At 59.3% G+C, this 16,870-nt stretch carries 19 protein-coding genes and 2 tRNA genes (1 of these 21 cut by a window edge); 12 read left to right on the top strand and 9 right to left on the bottom strand.

The features are described 5' to 3' along the window. Window positions 1-143: 143 nt before the first annotated feature. Window positions 144-281, bottom strand: coding sequence for a ribbon-helix-helix protein, CopG family (locus IFJ82_RS09445; protein ID WP_225578619.1), 138 nt, complete (start codon window positions 279-281; stop codon window positions 144-146). Between the two features lie 155 nt (window positions 282-436). Here IFJ82_RS09445 and IFJ82_RS09440 point away from each other — a divergent pair, with 155 nt between their 5' ends. From IFJ82_RS09440 to IFJ82_RS09425, 4 genes are read left to right on the top strand one after another with little or no spacing between them, the layout of a single operon-like run. After that, window positions 437-1,291 (top strand): Rha family transcriptional regulator, encoded by an 855-nt coding sequence (locus tag IFJ82_RS09440; protein ID WP_225578618.1) that lies wholly within the window; start codon window positions 437-439, stop codon window positions 1,289-1,291. A gap of 59 nt (window positions 1,292-1,350) precedes the next feature. After that, a complete protein-coding gene (locus IFJ82_RS09435; protein ID WP_192264104.1) occupies window positions 1,351-1,551 on the top strand; it encodes a hypothetical protein in 201 nt (66 codons plus the stop codon). 43 nt (window positions 1,552-1,594) lie between these two features. Continuing rightward, window positions 1,595-2,395, top strand: a complete 801-nt coding sequence (locus tag IFJ82_RS09430; RefSeq protein WP_192264102.1) for a hypothetical protein — start codon at window positions 1,595-1,597, stop codon at window positions 2,393-2,395. Then, window positions 2,392-2,997, top strand: a complete 606-nt coding sequence (locus IFJ82_RS09425; RefSeq protein WP_192264100.1) for a hypothetical protein — start codon at window positions 2,392-2,394, stop codon at window positions 2,995-2,997. The genes IFJ82_RS09430 and IFJ82_RS09425 overlap by 4 nt, the downstream gene beginning before the upstream one ends. A 403-nt stretch (window positions 2,998-3,400) precedes the next feature. Here IFJ82_RS09425 and IFJ82_RS09420 read toward each other — a convergent pair. From IFJ82_RS09420 to gatC, 5 genes are all read right to left on the bottom strand, one after another. After that, a tRNA-Met gene (locus IFJ82_RS09420) sits at window positions 3,401-3,477 on the bottom strand. 223 nt (window positions 3,478-3,700) lie between these two features. After that, window positions 3,701-3,792: transfer RNA gene (locus tag IFJ82_RS09415), tRNA-Ser, on the bottom strand. 100 nt (window positions 3,793-3,892) lie between these two features. Continuing rightward, window positions 3,893-5,341: an Asp-tRNA(Asn)/Glu-tRNA(Gln) amidotransferase subunit GatB gene (gatB, locus tag IFJ82_RS09410; RefSeq protein ID WP_192264099.1), complete on the bottom strand. Its 1,449-nt coding sequence runs from the start codon at window positions 5,339-5,341 to the stop codon at window positions 3,893-3,895. Then, window positions 5,341-6,822, bottom strand: a complete 1,482-nt coding sequence (gatA, locus tag IFJ82_RS09405) for an Asp-tRNA(Asn)/Glu-tRNA(Gln) amidotransferase subunit GatA (RefSeq protein WP_062809190.1) — start codon at window positions 6,820-6,822, stop codon at window positions 5,341-5,343. Before gatA ends, gatB begins: the two co-directional genes overlap by 1 nt. After that, the gene (gene gatC / locus IFJ82_RS09400) at window positions 6,822-7,109 is read right to left on the bottom strand and encodes an Asp-tRNA(Asn)/Glu-tRNA(Gln) amidotransferase subunit GatC (RefSeq protein WP_040511880.1); all 288 of its coding nucleotides are present in this window, start codon (window positions 7,107-7,109) and stop codon (window positions 6,822-6,824) included. The genes gatA and gatC overlap by 1 nt, the downstream gene beginning before the upstream one ends. Before the next feature lie 76 nt (window positions 7,110-7,185). Between gatC and ruvX the strand changes: the two genes are divergently transcribed. Then, window positions 7,186-7,647: a Holliday junction resolvase RuvX gene (gene ruvX, locus IFJ82_RS09395; protein WP_003619514.1), complete on the top strand. Its 462-nt coding sequence runs from the start codon at window positions 7,186-7,188 to the stop codon at window positions 7,645-7,647. Here ruvX and IFJ82_RS09390 read toward each other — a convergent pair. Further along, complete coding sequence (locus IFJ82_RS09390) at window positions 7,611-7,934, bottom strand: hypothetical protein (protein WP_062809189.1); 324 nt, start codon at window positions 7,932-7,934, stop codon at window positions 7,611-7,613. The two genes, ruvX and IFJ82_RS09390, sit on opposite strands and share 37 nt — an antisense overlap. A gap of 204 nt (window positions 7,935-8,138) precedes the next feature. Here IFJ82_RS09390 and IFJ82_RS09385 point away from each other — a divergent pair, with 204 nt between their 5' ends. The 6 genes from IFJ82_RS09385 (at window position 8,139) to IFJ82_RS09360 (ending at window position 15,469) form a co-directional block, all read left to right on the top strand. After that, entirely contained in the window at window positions 8,139-9,455 is a 1,317-nt protein-coding gene (locus tag IFJ82_RS09385) for a UDP-glucose dehydrogenase family protein (protein WP_192264097.1), read from the top strand. Between the two features lie 117 nt (window positions 9,456-9,572). Continuing rightward, window positions 9,573-10,631, top strand: a complete 1,059-nt coding sequence (locus IFJ82_RS09380; RefSeq protein WP_192264094.1) for an AI-2E family transporter — start codon at window positions 9,573-9,575, stop codon at window positions 10,629-10,631. A 375-nt stretch (window positions 10,632-11,006) separates the two neighbouring features. Further along, window positions 11,007-11,993, top strand: coding sequence for an SDR family oxidoreductase (locus IFJ82_RS09375; protein ID WP_192264091.1), 987 nt, complete (start codon window positions 11,007-11,009; stop codon window positions 11,991-11,993). Between the two features lie 104 nt (window positions 11,994-12,097). After that, window positions 12,098-12,313 carry a hypothetical protein gene (locus tag IFJ82_RS09370; RefSeq protein WP_192264089.1) on the top strand — a complete coding sequence of 72 codons (216 nt, stop codon included), beginning with the start codon at window positions 12,098-12,100 and terminating at the stop codon, window positions 12,311-12,313. Window positions 12,314-12,538: 225 nt separating this feature from the next. Next, window positions 12,539-13,651 carry a retroviral-like aspartic protease family protein gene (locus tag IFJ82_RS09365; protein WP_003619523.1) on the top strand — a complete coding sequence of 371 codons (1,113 nt, stop codon included), beginning with the start codon at window positions 12,539-12,541 and terminating at the stop codon, window positions 13,649-13,651. Window positions 13,652-13,660: 9 nt separating this feature from the next. Next, window positions 13,661-15,469 (top strand): ABC transporter ATP-binding protein, encoded by a 1,809-nt coding sequence (locus IFJ82_RS09360; RefSeq protein ID WP_192264087.1) that lies wholly within the window; start codon window positions 13,661-13,663, stop codon window positions 15,467-15,469. A gap of 23 nt (window positions 15,470-15,492) precedes the next feature. Here IFJ82_RS09360 and IFJ82_RS09355 read toward each other — a convergent pair whose 3' ends face one another. Next, a complete protein-coding gene (locus tag IFJ82_RS09355) occupies window positions 15,493-15,888 on the bottom strand; it encodes a hypothetical protein (RefSeq protein WP_003619525.1) in 396 nt (131 codons plus the stop codon). 89 nt (window positions 15,889-15,977) lie between these two features. Beyond that, entirely contained in the window at window positions 15,978-16,493 is a 516-nt protein-coding gene (locus IFJ82_RS09350) for a hypothetical protein (RefSeq protein WP_075595588.1), read from the bottom strand. A 242-nt stretch (window positions 16,494-16,735) separates the two neighbouring features. On the opposite strand from IFJ82_RS09350, the gene IFJ82_RS09345 reads away from it, so the two are divergent. Continuing rightward, window positions 16,736-16,870, top strand: the beginning of a protein-coding gene (locus tag IFJ82_RS09345; protein ID WP_225578617.1) for a hydroxyethylthiazole kinase. The gene runs 657 nt beyond the window's last position; 135 of the gene's 792 nt are visible here — the first part of the coding sequence; it begins with the start codon at window positions 16,736-16,738; the stop codon falls past the right edge of the window.

Genomic DNA, 16,870 nt, shown 5'->3' with positions numbered 1-16,870 from the left:
AACCGTTACAGCCGATGTCGCTCCCGTGTTCAGCGCATTCGCTCTAAGCTTAACGCGCTCATTGTGTATTTGTCTCTCTGCCGCGTTCATTTCAAGATTTCGGATTAATGATGCGACTGTCTGCCTGACGGATTCGATTCCCGTCAAACTTCCAGCTTATCCACCTCAAGCCCCTTAGCGATCAGGCGGCGGATGGCTTCGGGTTTGCTGATGCCATGACGCTTTGCCCACGCATCAATCAAGTCAGACTGAGCGCGCGGCATCTTTATATGCTGCGCCACCGTATCTTTCCGGGGCCTTCCACGACCTCGTGGTTTTTCTGTGTCTATTAATGTTGACGTAGGCATGATTAATCTGTATCTAAAAATGCAGAGCGGCGCAAGGTCTGAATCACCAAGCGCCGCTCCTAACCACATACCGAAAGGATACTTCGGACATGGCTGATAACGCCAATAGCACAATTGCGATCAATCCACAGCCCATGGATGGCGAACTGCGCATCAAGGATGAAGATCTCGGGGTGCGTCTCGGGTTTAATCGCCCGCGCGATATTCGCAAGATCATCGTGCGCTATCTGCCGGAATTGGGGCGCATGGGGGTTTGCGCCACCGCGTCGCAAACCTCTGGGAGTAAGGGCGGAAGGCCCACAGAAGCATATTACCTCAACCGCAAGCAGGCCATCTTCATCACGGCCAAGTCGGAAACGGCGATTGCCGCCGATATCACGATTGAAATCGTCGAGCGGTTCGACGCTTACGAGCGCGGAGAAGTCGGTGCCATCAAGTCACCCGACCAGAAACCCAAGCGCATCCGCAAGCCAGCCTTCGATGTAGCTTTTGAACGCTGCCTGCGTGTCGCATCGCACCTGTCTCATCTGGACGAAAACCAGCGCCTTTTGATGGCCGCTCGCGGCACGAAGGAACTGTCCGGCGTCAACCCGCTGGAATTGATGGGTGTCACGTCCATTGCCGCGCCGACGCAGGACAATTACCTGACGCCCACGCAGATCGGCAAGGAAATCGGCCTGAGCCCGATTGCCACGAACAGGCTGATTACCACCATCGGCTATCAGGTGAAGTCGCCCGGTTCCAGCGTGTCGAGCGATTATTCAATGACCGAGGCAGGCGCGAAGCATGGCCGGATGTTCGACACAACGCGCCGCCACGGCAAGGGATCGCAGCAGCAGTTGAAGTGGTCGCCCAATCTGGTGGGCATCCTGCGCGCCGCCATGCTGGCGGATAAGGATGCGCCGCGCCCTTTCGCGAAGGCCAAGGAGCCTGCACCGGCGTAGCCCTGACAGAAAGCCCGATCAGCGGGTACTATCCATCCGACGCGCAACTGATGGATTGGATGGCGGAGTGCGAGGGGTGGGACCGTATTTATAGCCGCGATCCCAAAGACATGGCGGCCAATGCCAACATTGCCTTGCTGATTTTACAAATCAAGAAGCGCCGGGGCATTCACCCTCATGTCGAACATCTCCGGCGGGACTGGTTGCAGCGGCGGCAGGTAGTGACGCTCCACCCGGAACGACAAAAACAGATTGCTTAACCATAGGCGGTTCTTCGGAGCCGCCTTTTTTATTGGGAAAATCATGACAAATCGCAAACTCGGCTGTCGCCCGGCGGAAACCCGCGCGGGCCAGCCATCCCTATCCGTCATGCGCGGATTCTGTGCCCGGCAGGCCCCGCCACGCCTGATCCGCGATCATATCAACCCGGCCCCGCTGATGCTGGGCAACGACGTGCTGGGCGATTGCACGTCCGCCGGGATCGGAAACCACGTCCGCGCCACGGCGGCCTTGGGCGGGTTTCAGGTGGATGTGACCACCGCGCAGGCCGTGACGTTTTATGAACGCTCCACCGGATACGTGCCCGGAAACCCCAGCACGGACAATGGCGGGGTAGAGGTCGATGTGCTGACCGATGCCATGCGCTATGGCTATGCTGTGACCAATCAGTCGCTTTATCCGCTGTGGGGCAGTGCTGATCCGTCCGACCTGAATGGCATCCGCAATATCGCTGCCGGACTGTCTGCCGCCTATCTGGGTGTGCAGTTGGCCGCGTCGGACATGTGGGAAGATGAGAGCGGTGCTCTGGCCCCCGTGTGGGATACGGATGCACCCGCCGGGCATGGAGACCAGACGCCGGGCAGCGCGGGCGGCCACTGCCTCCTGCTGTGGGACTACGCAGGCACCGAAGATACCGATCTTGTGACGCTGCTGACGTGGGGAACCACGCAGCGGGCCACGTGGCGCTGGGTCCGGTCCCGCATCATGGAGGCGCACGCGCTGGCGTGGATGCAACTCCTGCCCGCGACGGGATTAACTCCCACCGGGCAGGATCGGGATGCGCTGATCGCGGCCAACGCGGCGTATCTGCACGGTGCGGCATGAGGGCACCGCTTTGGATCGTCCTGATGGGATTATGCGCCTGTTCCCATTCTCCCCCTGTGCCAACCACAATCCCCGATGCCATGGCGACGATTGAATCAGCCATGGCGCAGGCCGGTGCGGTGTCGCTATCGCACGCAGGCGATTGGACACCGGCTCAGGACGCGCTATTCGTCCGCGCCGTCCGGGCCGCCCAATGCAGTCAGGTACGGCCCGACCCGGTGGTGGGCACGATCGCAGGCGATGTCACGTTGGGGTTGTCCGGGGCGTTCACCCAATCCGGCCAGTTCACGGTTGGCGCGATCACCGCAGCCCCGACTGTCGGCATCCAGGGGGCGGCCAGCCGGACGCGGACGCAGCAGGTCAGCCTGCCGGTCGCCTATGCCCCGCTATCCTCCCTGCCGGACGTGGAGATGTCGCGGCAGGTGGGTTACGAAACAGCGATATTCGCGCAGAACGACGACGCCCGGCACCGGGAGGCCGCGCGCCTGATCTCCGATCGGGAGAAATTGCGGGCGCGGGTGATGGAACTGGTCAAGGATTGGGATGCAGGACAGTGCGGCCCGCGCGCGCGGGTTGTGCCGTTTGTCGGGGGCAGGTGGTGATCTGGCGGTGGATGCATCGGCTGTTCTGTCTGCGGAGAGGGTGCCAGAAGTGATCGATAGGGAACTTTGCTGTTAACGGTTGATCGACAACGCTAACGCATTGGCATGTCGTGTTAACGAAAACGGCAGGAACCCGTTAAGGCCCTGCCGTTCTTCGCTCAATTGCCGCGGGCCGGGCTTGATACCAGCTTCCATTCCAGAGGTGGGGTTGCTGCGCTATGTGCGCCCATCCCAAGCTGCATCCTCAAGTGGTCTGTCGCAACAGGCATGTCCATCCACACCGCCGCAGCAACTAAAACTGGCGCCGTCTCTCCGGCTGTCACGGCATACGCCTTCCGTCCTCGGCATGCTCTGTGGTTGATTGAGGAGGGACCATTGGTATCACTCAGCAAGCACGTCGCACTGGTTGCAGGGGCCGGATTTGAACCGGCGACCTTCAGGTTATGGGCCTGACGAGCTACCAGACTGCTCTACCCCACGTCAGGTGCCGCGCCACATGCGGAGATCCCACGGAGATGGGAGTGGCGCAGCGACGGGGATTATAAGGGGATTTGATGCGCGAGTACACCATAAATCTCTCATCCGAGATGATGAACGGCCACGGACGCACGCGGACATAAAAAGTGATTTGGGGCTGTGTTTGGGGCCAAAAATACCTAGGCCCAATAAGTTATAGTTAAAACAATAACTTATTTGGTTTGATTGGCGGAGGGGATGGGATTCGAACCCACGGAACGAGTTACCCCGTTCAGCGATTTAGCAAACCGCCGCCTTCAGCCTCTCGGCCACCCCTCCGCCGGGGAAAAGCGTATATTTCTACACGGCGTTTGCAGCGCTGCTTGTAGCTGGTTCCGGCAGCGCCGTCAAACGTTCAAATGAAAAAAATATCCAGTTTTTACAAAACCTTTTTCAGCGCCTCGTTCACGAGGGCCGGATTGGCCTTTCCGGCCATGGCTTTCATCACCTGTCCGACGAAGAATCCGAACAAACGATCCTTGCCACTGCGGTATTCTGCCACCTTGTCAGCGTGCTTGGTCATGATGTCGGCAACCACCGTATCAATGGCCCCCGTATCCGTGACCTGCTTCAGGCCCTTGCGTTCGACAATATCAGCGGCGCTGTCACCGGTCTCCAGCATGTCTTCGAAGACTTCCTTGGCGATCTTGCCGTTGATCGTGCCGTCTGCGACAAGGTCCAGCATACTGCCAAGTGCCTGCGCTGAAATCGGGCTGTCGCTGATATGGCGACTGCTTTTGTTCAATGCCGCGAACAGGTCCCCTGTAACCCAGTTGGCCACCAATCGCCCATCACGACCACGGGCCACGGTTTCATAATAATCCGCGATCGCCTGCTCCGCTACCAGGACATTGGCATCGTAATGTGGGATTTTATATTCTTTTTCAAAGCGGTCGCGCTTGTCATCGGGCAGCTCCGGCAGGCCCTTTTCCAAATTACGCACCCATTCTTCCTCGATCACGAGCGGAAGCAGGTCCGGATCGGGGAAGTAGCGGTAATCGTGGGCGTCTTCCTTGCTGCGCAGGGATCGGGTCTCGTTACGTGACGGGTCGAACAGGCGCGTTTCCTGATCGACGCTGCCGCCTGCTTCCCATATCTCCACCTGCCGTGCGGCTTCGACCTCGATGGCATGCATGACATACCGGATCGAATTGACGTTCTTGATTTCGCATCGTGTGCGGAAGGGTTCATCCTTCTTGCGTACGGAAACGTTGACGTCCGCACGCATGGAGCCTTCCTCCATGTTGCCATCACAGGTGCCAAGATAGCGCAGGATCATGCGCAACTTACGCAGGTAGGCACCAGCTTCCTCGGGGGAGCGGATGTCAGGTTCGCTGACGATTTCCATCAGCGCCACCCCCGCGCGGTTCAGGTCGATGAAGGATCGGGTCGGGTCCTGGTCATGCATCGACTTGCCGGCATCTTGTTCCAGATGCAGGCGTGTGATCCCGATATGGCGCACTGTCCCATCGGACAGTTCGATTTCCACCGTGCCTTCCCCCACGATGGGGTGGGTGAACTGGCTGATCTGGTAGCCGGTGGGCAGATCGGCGTAGAAATAGTTTTTCCGGTCAAAACGGCTTTGCAGGTTGATGCGCGCCTTCAGGCCCAGGCCCGTGCGCACGGCCTGCGCCACGCATTCGCGGTTGATGACGGGTAACATGCCGGGAAAACCCGCATCAACCAGGCTGACATGGGTGTTCGCATCACCACCATAGGTGGCCGACGCCCCGGAAAACAGCTTCGACTTGCTGATGACCTGCGCGTGGACCTCCAGGCCCACGACGATTTCCCACGTCCCGGTCTTGCCTTCGATCAGGTAGGACATCACACGCCCTCCGCACGGATGGTGGGACGATGCGTGAACGCCGCGGCCCGTTCCAGCGCATGGCCCGCCGCCAGAACGCTTTTTTCATCAAAGGGGCGGCCGATCAGTTGCAGCCCCAGCGGCAGCTTGCGCTCACTCAGCCCGACCGGCAGCGACATGGCGGGCATGCCGGCCATGCTGGCGGGAACGGTGAACACATCATTCAGGTACATCTGGACCGGATCGTCCGTCTTTTCGCCTTGCGCAAAGGCCGGGGAAGGGGCAGTCGGTGTCAACAAGACGTCAACCTTCTCAAAGGCTTCGGTGAAATCACGACGGATCAGGGAACGGACCTTCTGCGCCTTGAGGTAATAGGCGTCATAATAGCCCGCAGACAGGACATAGGTCCCGACCATGATGCGGCGGCGGACTTCGGCGCCGAAGCCTTCGCGCCGGGTCTTTTCGTACATTTCATCGAGTGTCGGCGCCGCAACCCGGCGTCCGAAGCGCACACCGTCATACCGGGCCAGGTTGGACGAACATTCCGCAGGGGCGACGATATAATAGGTCGCAAGCCCGTATTTGGTGTGTGGCAGGGACACATCGACAATTTCACAGCCCGCATCACGCAGCCATTCAATCCCCTGACGCCATGATGCCTCGATTTCTGCGGGCATTCCCTCCACCCGGTATTCGCGCGGAATGCCCACGCGCATGCCCTTGAGGCTGGTGGAGCAGGCAGCGCGATAGTCATCAAGCGGATGATCGACGCTGGTGCTGTCCTTGGGGTCGAACCCGGCCATGGATTGCAACATGATTGCGCAATCTTCCACCGTGCGGGCCATCGGCCCGGCCTGGTCAAGGGAACTTGCGAACGCAATGGTGCCCCAGCGGCTGCACCGGCCATAGGTCGGCTTCAGCCCGACAATCCCGCAATAGGCGGCAGGCTGACGGATGGAGCCACCGGTATCCGTGCCCGTTGCGCCCATGGCAAGGCCCGCCGCGACAGCCGCAGCCGACCCGCCAGACGATCCGCCGGGCACAAGGGCGGTCTGTGCATCGCCTTCACGCTTCCATGGGTTTTCGACGGCGCCAAAAGCCGAGGTGATGTTGGCTGAACCCATGGCGAATTCGTCAAGGTTTGTCTTGCCCACGAACACTGCGCCATCACGCAGAAGGTTTGCCGTCACCGTGCTTTCATATGGCGGGACAAATTCTTCCAGCATCCGGCTTGCGGCGGTGGTGCGCACGCCATTGGTGCAGAACAGGTCCTTGATCCCCAGCGGGATACCCGTCAGGGCCGGGGCATCCTTGCTCGCCAGAAGGTCATCGGCACGCTTTGCCGCAACCAGTGCCTGTTCCGAGGTCACGGTAATGAAGGCGTTGAGCCGTCCATTAAGCCGCCCGATCGCATCGACATGCGCGCCAACCAGTTCGGATGCGGAAAATTCGCGTCGGCGTAACCCGTCATGAGCTGCGGCGATCGTCAGTTCTGTCAGCATTATTCAACCACCTTGGGCACGGTATAATAGGGGCCAGCCGTATCGGTGGCGTTCGACAGGACGGCATCGCGTATGTTCCCATCCGTCACGACGTCCTCGCGCATGCGCAGGACCGCGGTTTCGGTCCCGACCATGGGGGCGATACCATCGACATTGACCTCGTTGAGCTGTTCGATCCAGCCGAGGATGCCGTTCAGTTCCCCTGGCAGGGACTGCAGGTCGGATTCGTCAATACCAATCCGTGCCAGCCGGGCAATTCGGCGGACGGTCGCGGGATCAAGCGACATGAAGCAATAACTTTCCATCGTGACGGGGTAAGAATATCCTGCGCGCAGGAACGTCCAAGGATAATAGCCCCAGACCATGCCCCTGTTCAACATACCCGAATTGCGATTGGCCCTGCGGCCCGGACAACGCCTGATGGGGATCGATCCCGGTCAGAAAACGATCGGGATCGCGCTGTCCGATGTTTCGCTCATGCTGGCGTCGCCATGCACCACGGTGCGCAGGCGCAAGCTGTCCCTTGTCGCGGCGGAGATCGGGGAACTGGCACGGCGCCACGATGTCGGTGCGCTGGTGGGGGGGCTGCCGCTGTCACTTGATGGCAGCTTTGGCCCGGCGGCGCAGGCCGCGCGTGACTGGATGATGAACCTGTCGCAACAGGTCGGGTTGCCTGCGGCGATGTGGGACGAACGCCTGTCGTCCTCGGCGGTGAACCGCATGCTGATCCAGGATGTGGACATGACCCGACAGCGCCGTGAACAGGTGGTGGACAAGGTGGCGGCGGCCTATATCCTCCAGGCGGCACTCGACGCTTCGGCATGATGGTCGTGCGTGCGACCGCCATCCGCCGGATCGCCAAACAACGCCTGTAGCAGCACAAGCATCAGGAAAAGCGCCGCCAGCAGTCCGAACATCCGGCCAAAGACACGGAACGCGGCGATGATGAGCGCGATCAGCACGATGGTCAGCACGGCCCGCTGCGCCTGTCCATGCACGCCGATGGTGTCCATCATTGCGGCTAGGACGCCTTCGATCATCACAATTCCAGCGAGGATGAGGCCGACAAGGCCAAACAGCATGTTGCCCAGAAGGCTGAGGATATGACTCATCGTTGGGCGACTTTCCGCTGTGGAGGAATGGTGGCAGGCGGCGCGGGGGCATAACGCGGGCGGGGGCATATGCGTTCGGGGGCTGCGAACACACGATGTTACGGAAAATTGCGCAGTCGCGGGTCGCCGCGCGACCTCTTGTCAGGACGAGGCCTCCGTGCTGATTAAGCCTGACAAAAGAGATTGTGAAGGGACTGACAGCGGATGAAGATTGCCGTCATCGGGGCAGGCTACGTGGGTCTGGTATCAGGCGCGTGCCTTGCTGATTTTGGCCATGAGGTCCGTTGCATCGACAGGGATCTGCGTCGTGTCGAGGGGCTGCGTGCCGGACGCATGCCCATATACGAACCCGGCCTTGCGGAACTGACGGCCGACAACGTGGCGGCGGGGCGGCTGTCCTTCGAACATGACCTGGCGGTCGGCATGAAGGACGCCGAAGTGATCTTCATCGCCGTTGGTACGCCGTCACGCCCGGAGGATGGGCATGCGGACCTTACCTTCGTCTATCAGGTCACGCGGGAGATCGCGCAGAACCTTGAGGGGTACGCGGTTATCGTCACGAAATCGACGGTCCCTGTCGGTACAAGTGATGAGGTGGAGCGCCTTGTGCGTTCGCTGCGTCCCGATGTGGAATTTTCCGTGGCATCCAATCCGGAATTCCTGCGCGAGGGGGCCGCGATCGGGGATTTCAAGATTCCCGACCGTATCGTCGTGGGCGTGGAGGATGAGCGTGCGAGGGAGGTCATGGCTGCGGTTTATCGTCCGCTGTTCCTTAATCAGGCACCGCTGCTGTTCACGGATCGCCGTACGTCGGAATTGACGAAATACGCAGCCAATGCATTCCTTGCGACCAAGATTACCTTTATCAACGAAATCGCCGATATCTGTGAAAAGACCGGCGCCAACGTGCAGGACGTTGCGCGTGGCATGGGGCTGGACAAGCGGATCGGGCCGAAATTCCTGCATGCGGGTCCGGGCTTTGGCGGGTCATGCTTTCCCAAGGATGTCAGGGCGCTGATCAAGACGGGGCAGGATTATGATGTCCCCAGCCGCATTGTGGAGGCGGTGGCCGATGTCAATGAACGGCGCAAGCGCAGGATGGGGCGCAGGATTGTCGCTGCCTGTGGCGGGGAAATCCGTGACCGCATCATCGCTGTGCTGGGCCTGACGTTCAAGCCGCGTACCGACGACATGCGTGATGCCCCGTCCATTGCCATCATCCAGACCCTGCGTGATGCAGGGGGCGTGGTGCATGCGTTCGACCCCGCCGGGATGGAACATGCACGTGAGGTCATGGGGGATGTGACCTATTTCCAGGATCCTTATCAGGCGGTTGTCGGGGCGGATGCGGTGGCCATCGTGACGGAGTGGGAGTCCCTGCGCGCGCTGGACCTGAAAAAAATATACGGACTGATGCGTACACCTGTCCTTGTGGACCTGCGCAATATCTATGGACCCGAGGAGGCCAAGGCCGCCGGTTTTACCTATATCGCGGTCGGGCGTGGGGACCTGCGGGAATAAGCCCTGCCCACCGCCGAAGGGAACGGCGGTGGGTATTTTCGCGCCTGTCTTCGGGATATGGTAATCGTATCCGTAATACAGTGCCGTCCTTGCCGAAATATCAGGAAACCATGATCCATGGGAAACACGTCGCGGGTTCAGTATGTTGCCACGGGGGTCTTCGTCTGCCTCGTCATCATGGCATCGCTGTATATCGAGCAGTCCTTTCTGGGGGCGTTCGTATGGGGCATCATCCTGTCGATTACGGCATTTCCCCTCTATCAGGTCCTGCGTCGGCGCGGATGCGGCAATATGGTGGCATCACTGGTCATCAGCGTCGGGATCTTTGCATTGCTGGCGGTTCCGCTAGTGGCCATGGTCGCAAAGGCGGTGGCGGACCTGCCGTCACTCTATGACTGGGCCAAATCGGCATCACAGACGGGAATCCCGGTTCCAAAGCAGGTGGCCGACCTTCCGGGTGGCAGTTCAAAGATCGCTCCCCTGTGGCAAAAATATCTGTCGGACCCGAACGAACTGCGCACCTGGCTGGGGTCTGTTTCGCATACATTTGCCACGGCTGATGGGAAAAACCTGACCCATCGCCTGATGGAGGTTGCCGAAACCTTCATGATTGCGGTCCTGTCCGTCTATTTCTTCTTGGTATCCGCTGAAAGCCTGATTGGCGATATCCGTGCGGTCGGCAAGAAATTCCTTGGCCGTCGTGCCACCGATGCCATCGACAATATCGTTGGTTCTGTGCGTGGAACGGTTGCAGGTCTTGTCCTGGTCGGGATGGGGGAAGGGGGCATCATCGGGATCGGCTATTTCATGGCGGGCACCCCGCATCCGGCACTGTTCATGCTGGTGACGGCCATTGTCAGCATCGTGCCGTTCTGCGGGCCTGTGATCCTTGCGCTGGCGGCTGCCACGACCTTTGCCGCAAGCGGGGGCGGGGCCGCGCTGATTGTCGGGCTTATCGGGTGTGTGGCCTATTTTTTCGGCGATCATTTCGTGCGTCCCAAGCTGATCAGCGGGAATACCAAAATTCCGTTTCTTGCTGTCCTGACCGCCATTCTGGGGGGGCTGCATGCCTGCGGTCTGCTGGGGCTGTTTATCGGACCGGCCGTCATTGCGGTGGCATTTTCACTATGGCGTTCGGCCGTGACAGACAGTCGTGCCGATTGCGCCGCCTCCTGAACAGGGACATTTCGTATTTATTGCGTGGGGGTGAATATAGGGGGGTAACATCGCCTCCTTATGGTAGAATAGACCTGAAAAAGAGAGCCGGAATAATCCGCTGACCGGGATTGAAGGTTTTCGGGAGCGGGATATTTGGCAATATGATGCCTGGTGAGGTATTGTGAAAAATCTTCACCAGAAGAGCCCTGATGCCTCGCAGGGAGGGCTTGATTGCCTTTCCCGGTCGTGTCCTGGGCGCATGGCCATATTTTCCACTTTATTTTCCTGTGAATGGTGACACGGGGGCATGATGTGCATGCCTTGCATGTATGACTATGCCCGGTGGGGTCATCCTTTGGGGCTTTACCTGTAAAATTCGTCAAGGTTGGTAAATTGTACGATTCCAGAAAACAAGTTGTCATCATCACTGGCGGTTCATCTGGGATTGGTCGATGCACGGCCCGGCTGTTCGCCACCCATGGATGGAATGTCGGCATCATCGCCCGGGGGATGGCCGCGATGGAGGCAACGGCGCGGGATGTGCGTGCGCAGGGTGGGGATGTCGCCATTGCGGAAGCCGATGTGACGGATACTGTGGCGCTTGGCACGGCGGCGGATGGGATCATTGCGCAACTCGGTCCTGTGGATGTCTGGATCAATTGCGCGGGGACCGGCATTTATGGTCGTTTCGATGATGTGCGTGAAAATGAATTCCAGCGTGTGACCGACGTGACCTATCACGGCACGGTTAACGGGACGCGCATTGCATTGCGGCACATGCGCGCACGCGGACAGGGATCCATTGTCAATGTCTGTTCCGCCATTGCATTCCATGGTGTGCCGCTGCTGTCATCCTATGCCGGGGCAAAGGGGGCGGTGCGTGCCTTTACGCAGGCGATCCGTGGGGAGTTGCGCTTGGAAAAAAGCCATGTGCGCATATGCTCTGTTTTCCCTGCGGCGATGAATACGCCATTTTTCAGCCATGCGCTGAGCCATATGGGATGGCCCGCGCGCCCAGCCAAGCCGATCTATCAGCCGGAGGTGGCGGCCGAGGGGATCTGGCTGGCGTCGCGTGGCAACCATTCCGAACTTTTCATTACAGGCACGACCGAATTTTTTTCCCTGGCCACACGCTTCATGCCTGGTGTTATCGGCTGGTGTGTCAGTCAACTGGGTATGGAACGGCAATTGACGCGTGACCAGCGTGCTGTCGAATTGTGTGAACCCACCTTGTTCAATCCATCCGATCGGGTGCGGGGAGGCAGGGGGCCATTCAATCATCAGGCGCGGGGATGGAGTCTGCAGGTCTGGATGCTGGGGATGCGTCTGAAAATCTTCACACGGATAAAGCAGATATTGCGTATGAAGCCAGAAGGCTGATCCGTGTGGCTCCTTGCGGGTCGTATTTTTACTGTCGGGACTGAACGATTTTCCTTTCCGGGCGTTTGTGGGGGATAGCGTCATTTCAGGCAGGGAGGCACGACATGCGGGGCATGGTACTCAGTGCGCTGGGGTTCTTTTTTGCCGGGGGTATCGATACTGCCTATGCCGTGTCGGTATCGCGCCTTCCGGTCATGACGGCCCCGCCCGGGCAGGCGGTGCAAAATGTCTCACTACACATGCGCCCATGCGTGGGAACTGATGGGGTGCGCCCTGCGGTTGTGTCTGCGGGTTCGTACATGCGCCACGGGCCAGTCTGAAATATCCCGCCGGTAACAATGATAAAAGTTTCATGGCAGGGCAACCCGCTGGATAACCGCCGCAGGATGATTGTCGCAGGATGATTGTCGCAGGGTGACTGTCACTATGTCGCTTGCGCGATCGTGCGACGGTCTGCGGGGTGGGGGATTTCATGGCCTGCCACTGCGGGCATTTCGTGCTAGGCTGCTGTGATCTCCAAACGCAGCAAAGCCCCCTCGTGCAGCATGTCCTCCAGCCATCTCAACCGTCCGGGTCGCGATGACCCGTTGCCACCTTCCTTCATTTCCCACCGCAATCCCGCCGCTGACGGCAGTTATTGGCATGCATGGCGGGGCAGGGCGGGCGGTCTGCTTGCATTATGTTGCCTGATGGTCGGTGGACATGTGGCAGCCCACGCCGAAGATATGATCGATAATGTGCTGCCTGCGCATTGCGTCGCCCATGTCATGAATGTGCCGCTGATGTCACACAGCGGCAGCCCGGTCATTCCCGTGGTGATCAATGGCAAGTCCGGGGTGGCCTATGTCAGTTTCACGCAGGAAGATATCGGGGTGTTTGCCGTCCCCACGATGGATTATCCCATTGGCAAGACCTTCCAGATCCAGACCATTGCCGGGCAGAGCTATTCCTTTGCAACCACGATCAAATCCTTGCACATCGCACAGGGGGAAGCTGCGGATGTGCCGGCTATTGTGGTCGGGGACAAGCAGGAGATGATAGGCGACCAGCCTGTTCTGGGCATCATCGGCTATAGTGTCCTGAGCAATTATGATGTGCTGCTTGATTTCGTGACAAAGAGGATGGTTCTTTTCCGCATGTCGGAAACGGCGTCCTGCAACACGATGCCGCAATGGCTTGGGCCGGACGCCACGCCGGTTACGCTGCTGTCCAATGGCCGGGGGGTGCAGACCGGGGTGGAGTTGCAGGTCGGGGGCGTTCCCCTGCGGCTGGAGGTGGAGCCGGGGTCAAATGCGTCGGTCGTGCGGCAAAAGGATGCGCATGCCCTGGGACTGACCCATGCCACGCTGCATGCAGACCCGCATGTGCGTACCGTGGTTGGTCGCATTCTTGTCGGGCATCGGCATCATTTTGACAATGTGACGATCGGGGAGTGGAAGGACCGGTCCCTTGATGTGAATGTAGAGAAGGCGAAATACAACCTTCTGGGCATGGATTTCCTGCGTAACAGGAAAGTTCTCATGGCCTTTCCTCAGGGCATGCTGTATCTGACGCCGCCTTCCGTCAGCAAGGACAAGGATCCCCGCATTCCCAGTGCGCTTGCCACGCACCTTGCGACCGCAACCGTTCATGAGGCGAGCGGAACCACCACGCAGTAGGGACATATTATGGACAAGACGCCGCCTTCCGACGACGTGACCATTCCCGATGGTGCGATGCCAGGTCTGCGCCATCATCCGGCGCGGTTTATGGCGTATTACGTCCGTCGCCACCTGTGGGCACATCTGCTGGTCCTTGGGATGGTCACACTTGCGATGGCGTGCGGCGTCAGTACGTCCTACATCATCCGGCATCTGGTCAATGCCATGGCGGCGTCCCCCCGCCCGGACATGATGGTGGTATGGTCCATGGTCGTGGCGTTCTGCGGGGTCATTTTCGTGGATGGCTGTGCATGGCGGGTGGCGGGCTGGATGGCGTCGGGCCTGTTTGTCGAGGTCGGGGGCGATATCCGTCGTGACCTGTTCCGTTACCTGACGGGGCATTCGGTCGCCTATTTCGCCGAACGTATGTCCGGCGCCCTGTCCGCCCGGATTTCCACGGCGGCGAATGCGGTTTTCAGCCTTGAAAACCTTACGGCATGGACCCTGCTGCCGTCCGGGTTGAATATCATCATGTCCATCGCGATGCTGATGACCGTCAGCCCATGGATGGCACTGTCGATCGTGGGCATGACAGTGGGGGCGGCCATCCTGATTTTCCTGCTGGGGACACGGGGGCGCGGCCTGCATCGGGATTATGCCGCGCAGGCTGCGGAAAATGATGGCGAGATGCTGGACATTGTCAATAATATGCCGCTGGTGCGTGCATATGGCATGACCGTGCGGGAGTGCCAGCATATGGGCCAGCGTATCCGGCACGAGACGGGATTACATCGCCGTTCGCTACGCTATCTTGAAAAACTGCGGATGTTTCACGCCGGCCTGACGATGTTGATGACTGGTGGCCTGCTGGTCTGGGTTGTGACGTTGTGGCATCTGCATCGCGCCACCATCGGTGATGTGGTCATGGTGACGACGCTGGGGTTTGTCATCCTTAACTGCACCCGTGACCTTGCTTTCGCCATGGTGGAAGCGGTGCAGCATGCCTCCCGCCTGTCAGAAACACTGGAAAAGCTTCTGCTGGCGCATGAAACGTCAAGTCATCCCCCGCCGTCACGCAGCCTCCCGCAACGCGCGCATGGCCATGTCAGCATACGCGATGCATGTTTTTCCTATCCTGGTGGTAAACCGGTCCTGTCGCATTTCAACCTTGATATCCGTGCAGCCAGCCGGGTCGGGCTTGTGGGGCAGTCGGGGTCAGGGAAAAGTACCTTGCTGGCCCTGCTGCAACGGCAGCGTTTCCTGCAGGAGGGCCAGATCCTGATTGACGGGATCGATATTCTTGCACTTGATGAAGACAGTATGCGTGGCTGCATGGCGGTCGTCGCGCAGGAGGTCGCGCTTTTGCGTCGTAGCGTGCGCGACAACATCCGATACGGGTGTGACGGTGCCAGCAATGCAGAGGTCGCTGCTGCTGCTTCCGCTGCCGGATGCCTCGATTTTATCATGGCAATGCCGCAGAAGTTCGACACCATCGTGGGGGAACGGGGCGTCATGTTGTCGGGCGGTCAGCGTCAGCGCATTGCCATTGCACGCGCGTTTTTACGCAATGCCCCGATCCTTGTCCTTGACGAAGCGACAAGTGCCCTGGACAGCCAGAGTGAAAAGCATGTGCAGGATGCGCTTGATCGTCTGCAGGCGGGGCGCACGGTCATTGCCGTGGCCCATCGTCTGTCTACCTTGCAGGGGTTCGACAGGATCGTGGTGATGGACCACGGGCGGATTGTGCAGGACGGCAGTGTATCCGAACTTGAAAACATGCCTGGCCTGTATCGCGACGTCCTGATGCGGCAGGACAGCACGCTTTCGGTTCCATAATGGCAATACAGCCGTAAACGCCGTCAATGGGTGGCGGATGTGACCTGCGTCTGTGCCTTGAGCATTTGTCCCAACGTGTCATGAATATCTTTTGGGGCAGGGTGGGGAAGGTGGAATGTCAGCCGTCCACCCGGCGGTATGCTGAAGGACAGGAACACTTCGCGCCGTGTCCTGTCGGTCGCCAGTTCCCATTGCGTGATTTCATAAACCGGGTTTGGCGTCCCACCGCCAATGGCCTGACTGTCGGCAGCCAGCTTGGAAAACAGGGGCAGGCAGTTGACCAGTTGTGCGGGCGGCACAGACAGATGCAGTTTTGCACCGTTGGCGTCCTCAACTTCCAAAATGACCTTGCTGCCATCGGGGGAAGGACGTCCCCCCAGTATTTTGGTGATGTTCAGGTCGCGGGGGATATCACTCATAAAAAACCTGCTTCTTTTTGGGGTAAAGCCCAATCATATCCCATCCCCATCCGGCGATACAGGGGACGGGTCAGCAGGCAGGCCCGACCTTAGCGGAGGTGATATTGCGACAGCGCCACCTTGCAGGACAGACCTTCTCCACTCACATTGTCGCCCCGCGTCGGGTCCACTTTAAGGGTAAGACGCATCACCGCGGCGGAAAGATGGGCGCCGTTGGTATGGGCGGAAATTTTTATGTTGATGTTGTTGTTGTTTTCCATCACGGCCCAATGACCGCCGCGTGCCACGGTGGCTTCTGCCTTGACCGCCCAATAGGTGCCATTGAGGTCCGGCAGGCGTGTCAGGTTATAGACGGCCCCATCACCAAGGACATGTGAATAGCCGATGCCAACCGCGCCGCCGCCACGGATTCGCACGGGGTAGGAGTGCGTTCCATAAAACAGCCGCCCCTTGCCCCAGGTATACCCCCCGGCCACGGCAACAGATTGCACCGAGAAGCAAAGCCGGGCCATGGGTTGTCCCAATGCGTCATCGGCCCGGGCGGTCTGTGTGGTAACAAGGCCAGCCAGCAGGAGGGCCGGAATGCAGAAAGAGACTGGACGCACAATATGTTCCTGAAAAAACGGCGGCAGGGTGGCATTGGGCGGGATGGGGAGGATATCCTCCCGCGACCTCGAATACCGGGCAGTATCCTATTTGTCGTGCCATCCTTGGCAAAAGGCAAGCGCCGATCCGTCCACATGGCCAACTATAACGATATATGACAATGAATTCATGAAGTTTCCAGACCGGCATGTCCTGCGATGGATGGCAGGCGGGCGGCAATGATGTGGCAAGGAGTGCGGCAATGTCGATGATCACAGTGTCATGGGATGATCCAGTGGTGCGTGACAGATTGGGCAGGATCCGTCAGCAGGCGCCATTTATTTATGGCGTGACAAATTATGTGGCAGCAACACTCAGCGCCAATGTGCTGCTTGCG

Origin of the sequence: Novacetimonas hansenii, from assembly GCF_014843995.1 — a bacterium.
In the GTDB taxonomy this organism is placed as follows: domain Bacteria; phylum Pseudomonadota; class Alphaproteobacteria; order Acetobacterales; family Acetobacteraceae; genus Novacetimonas; species Novacetimonas hansenii.
This window is presented reverse-complemented; position numbering and strand designations above follow the sequence as displayed.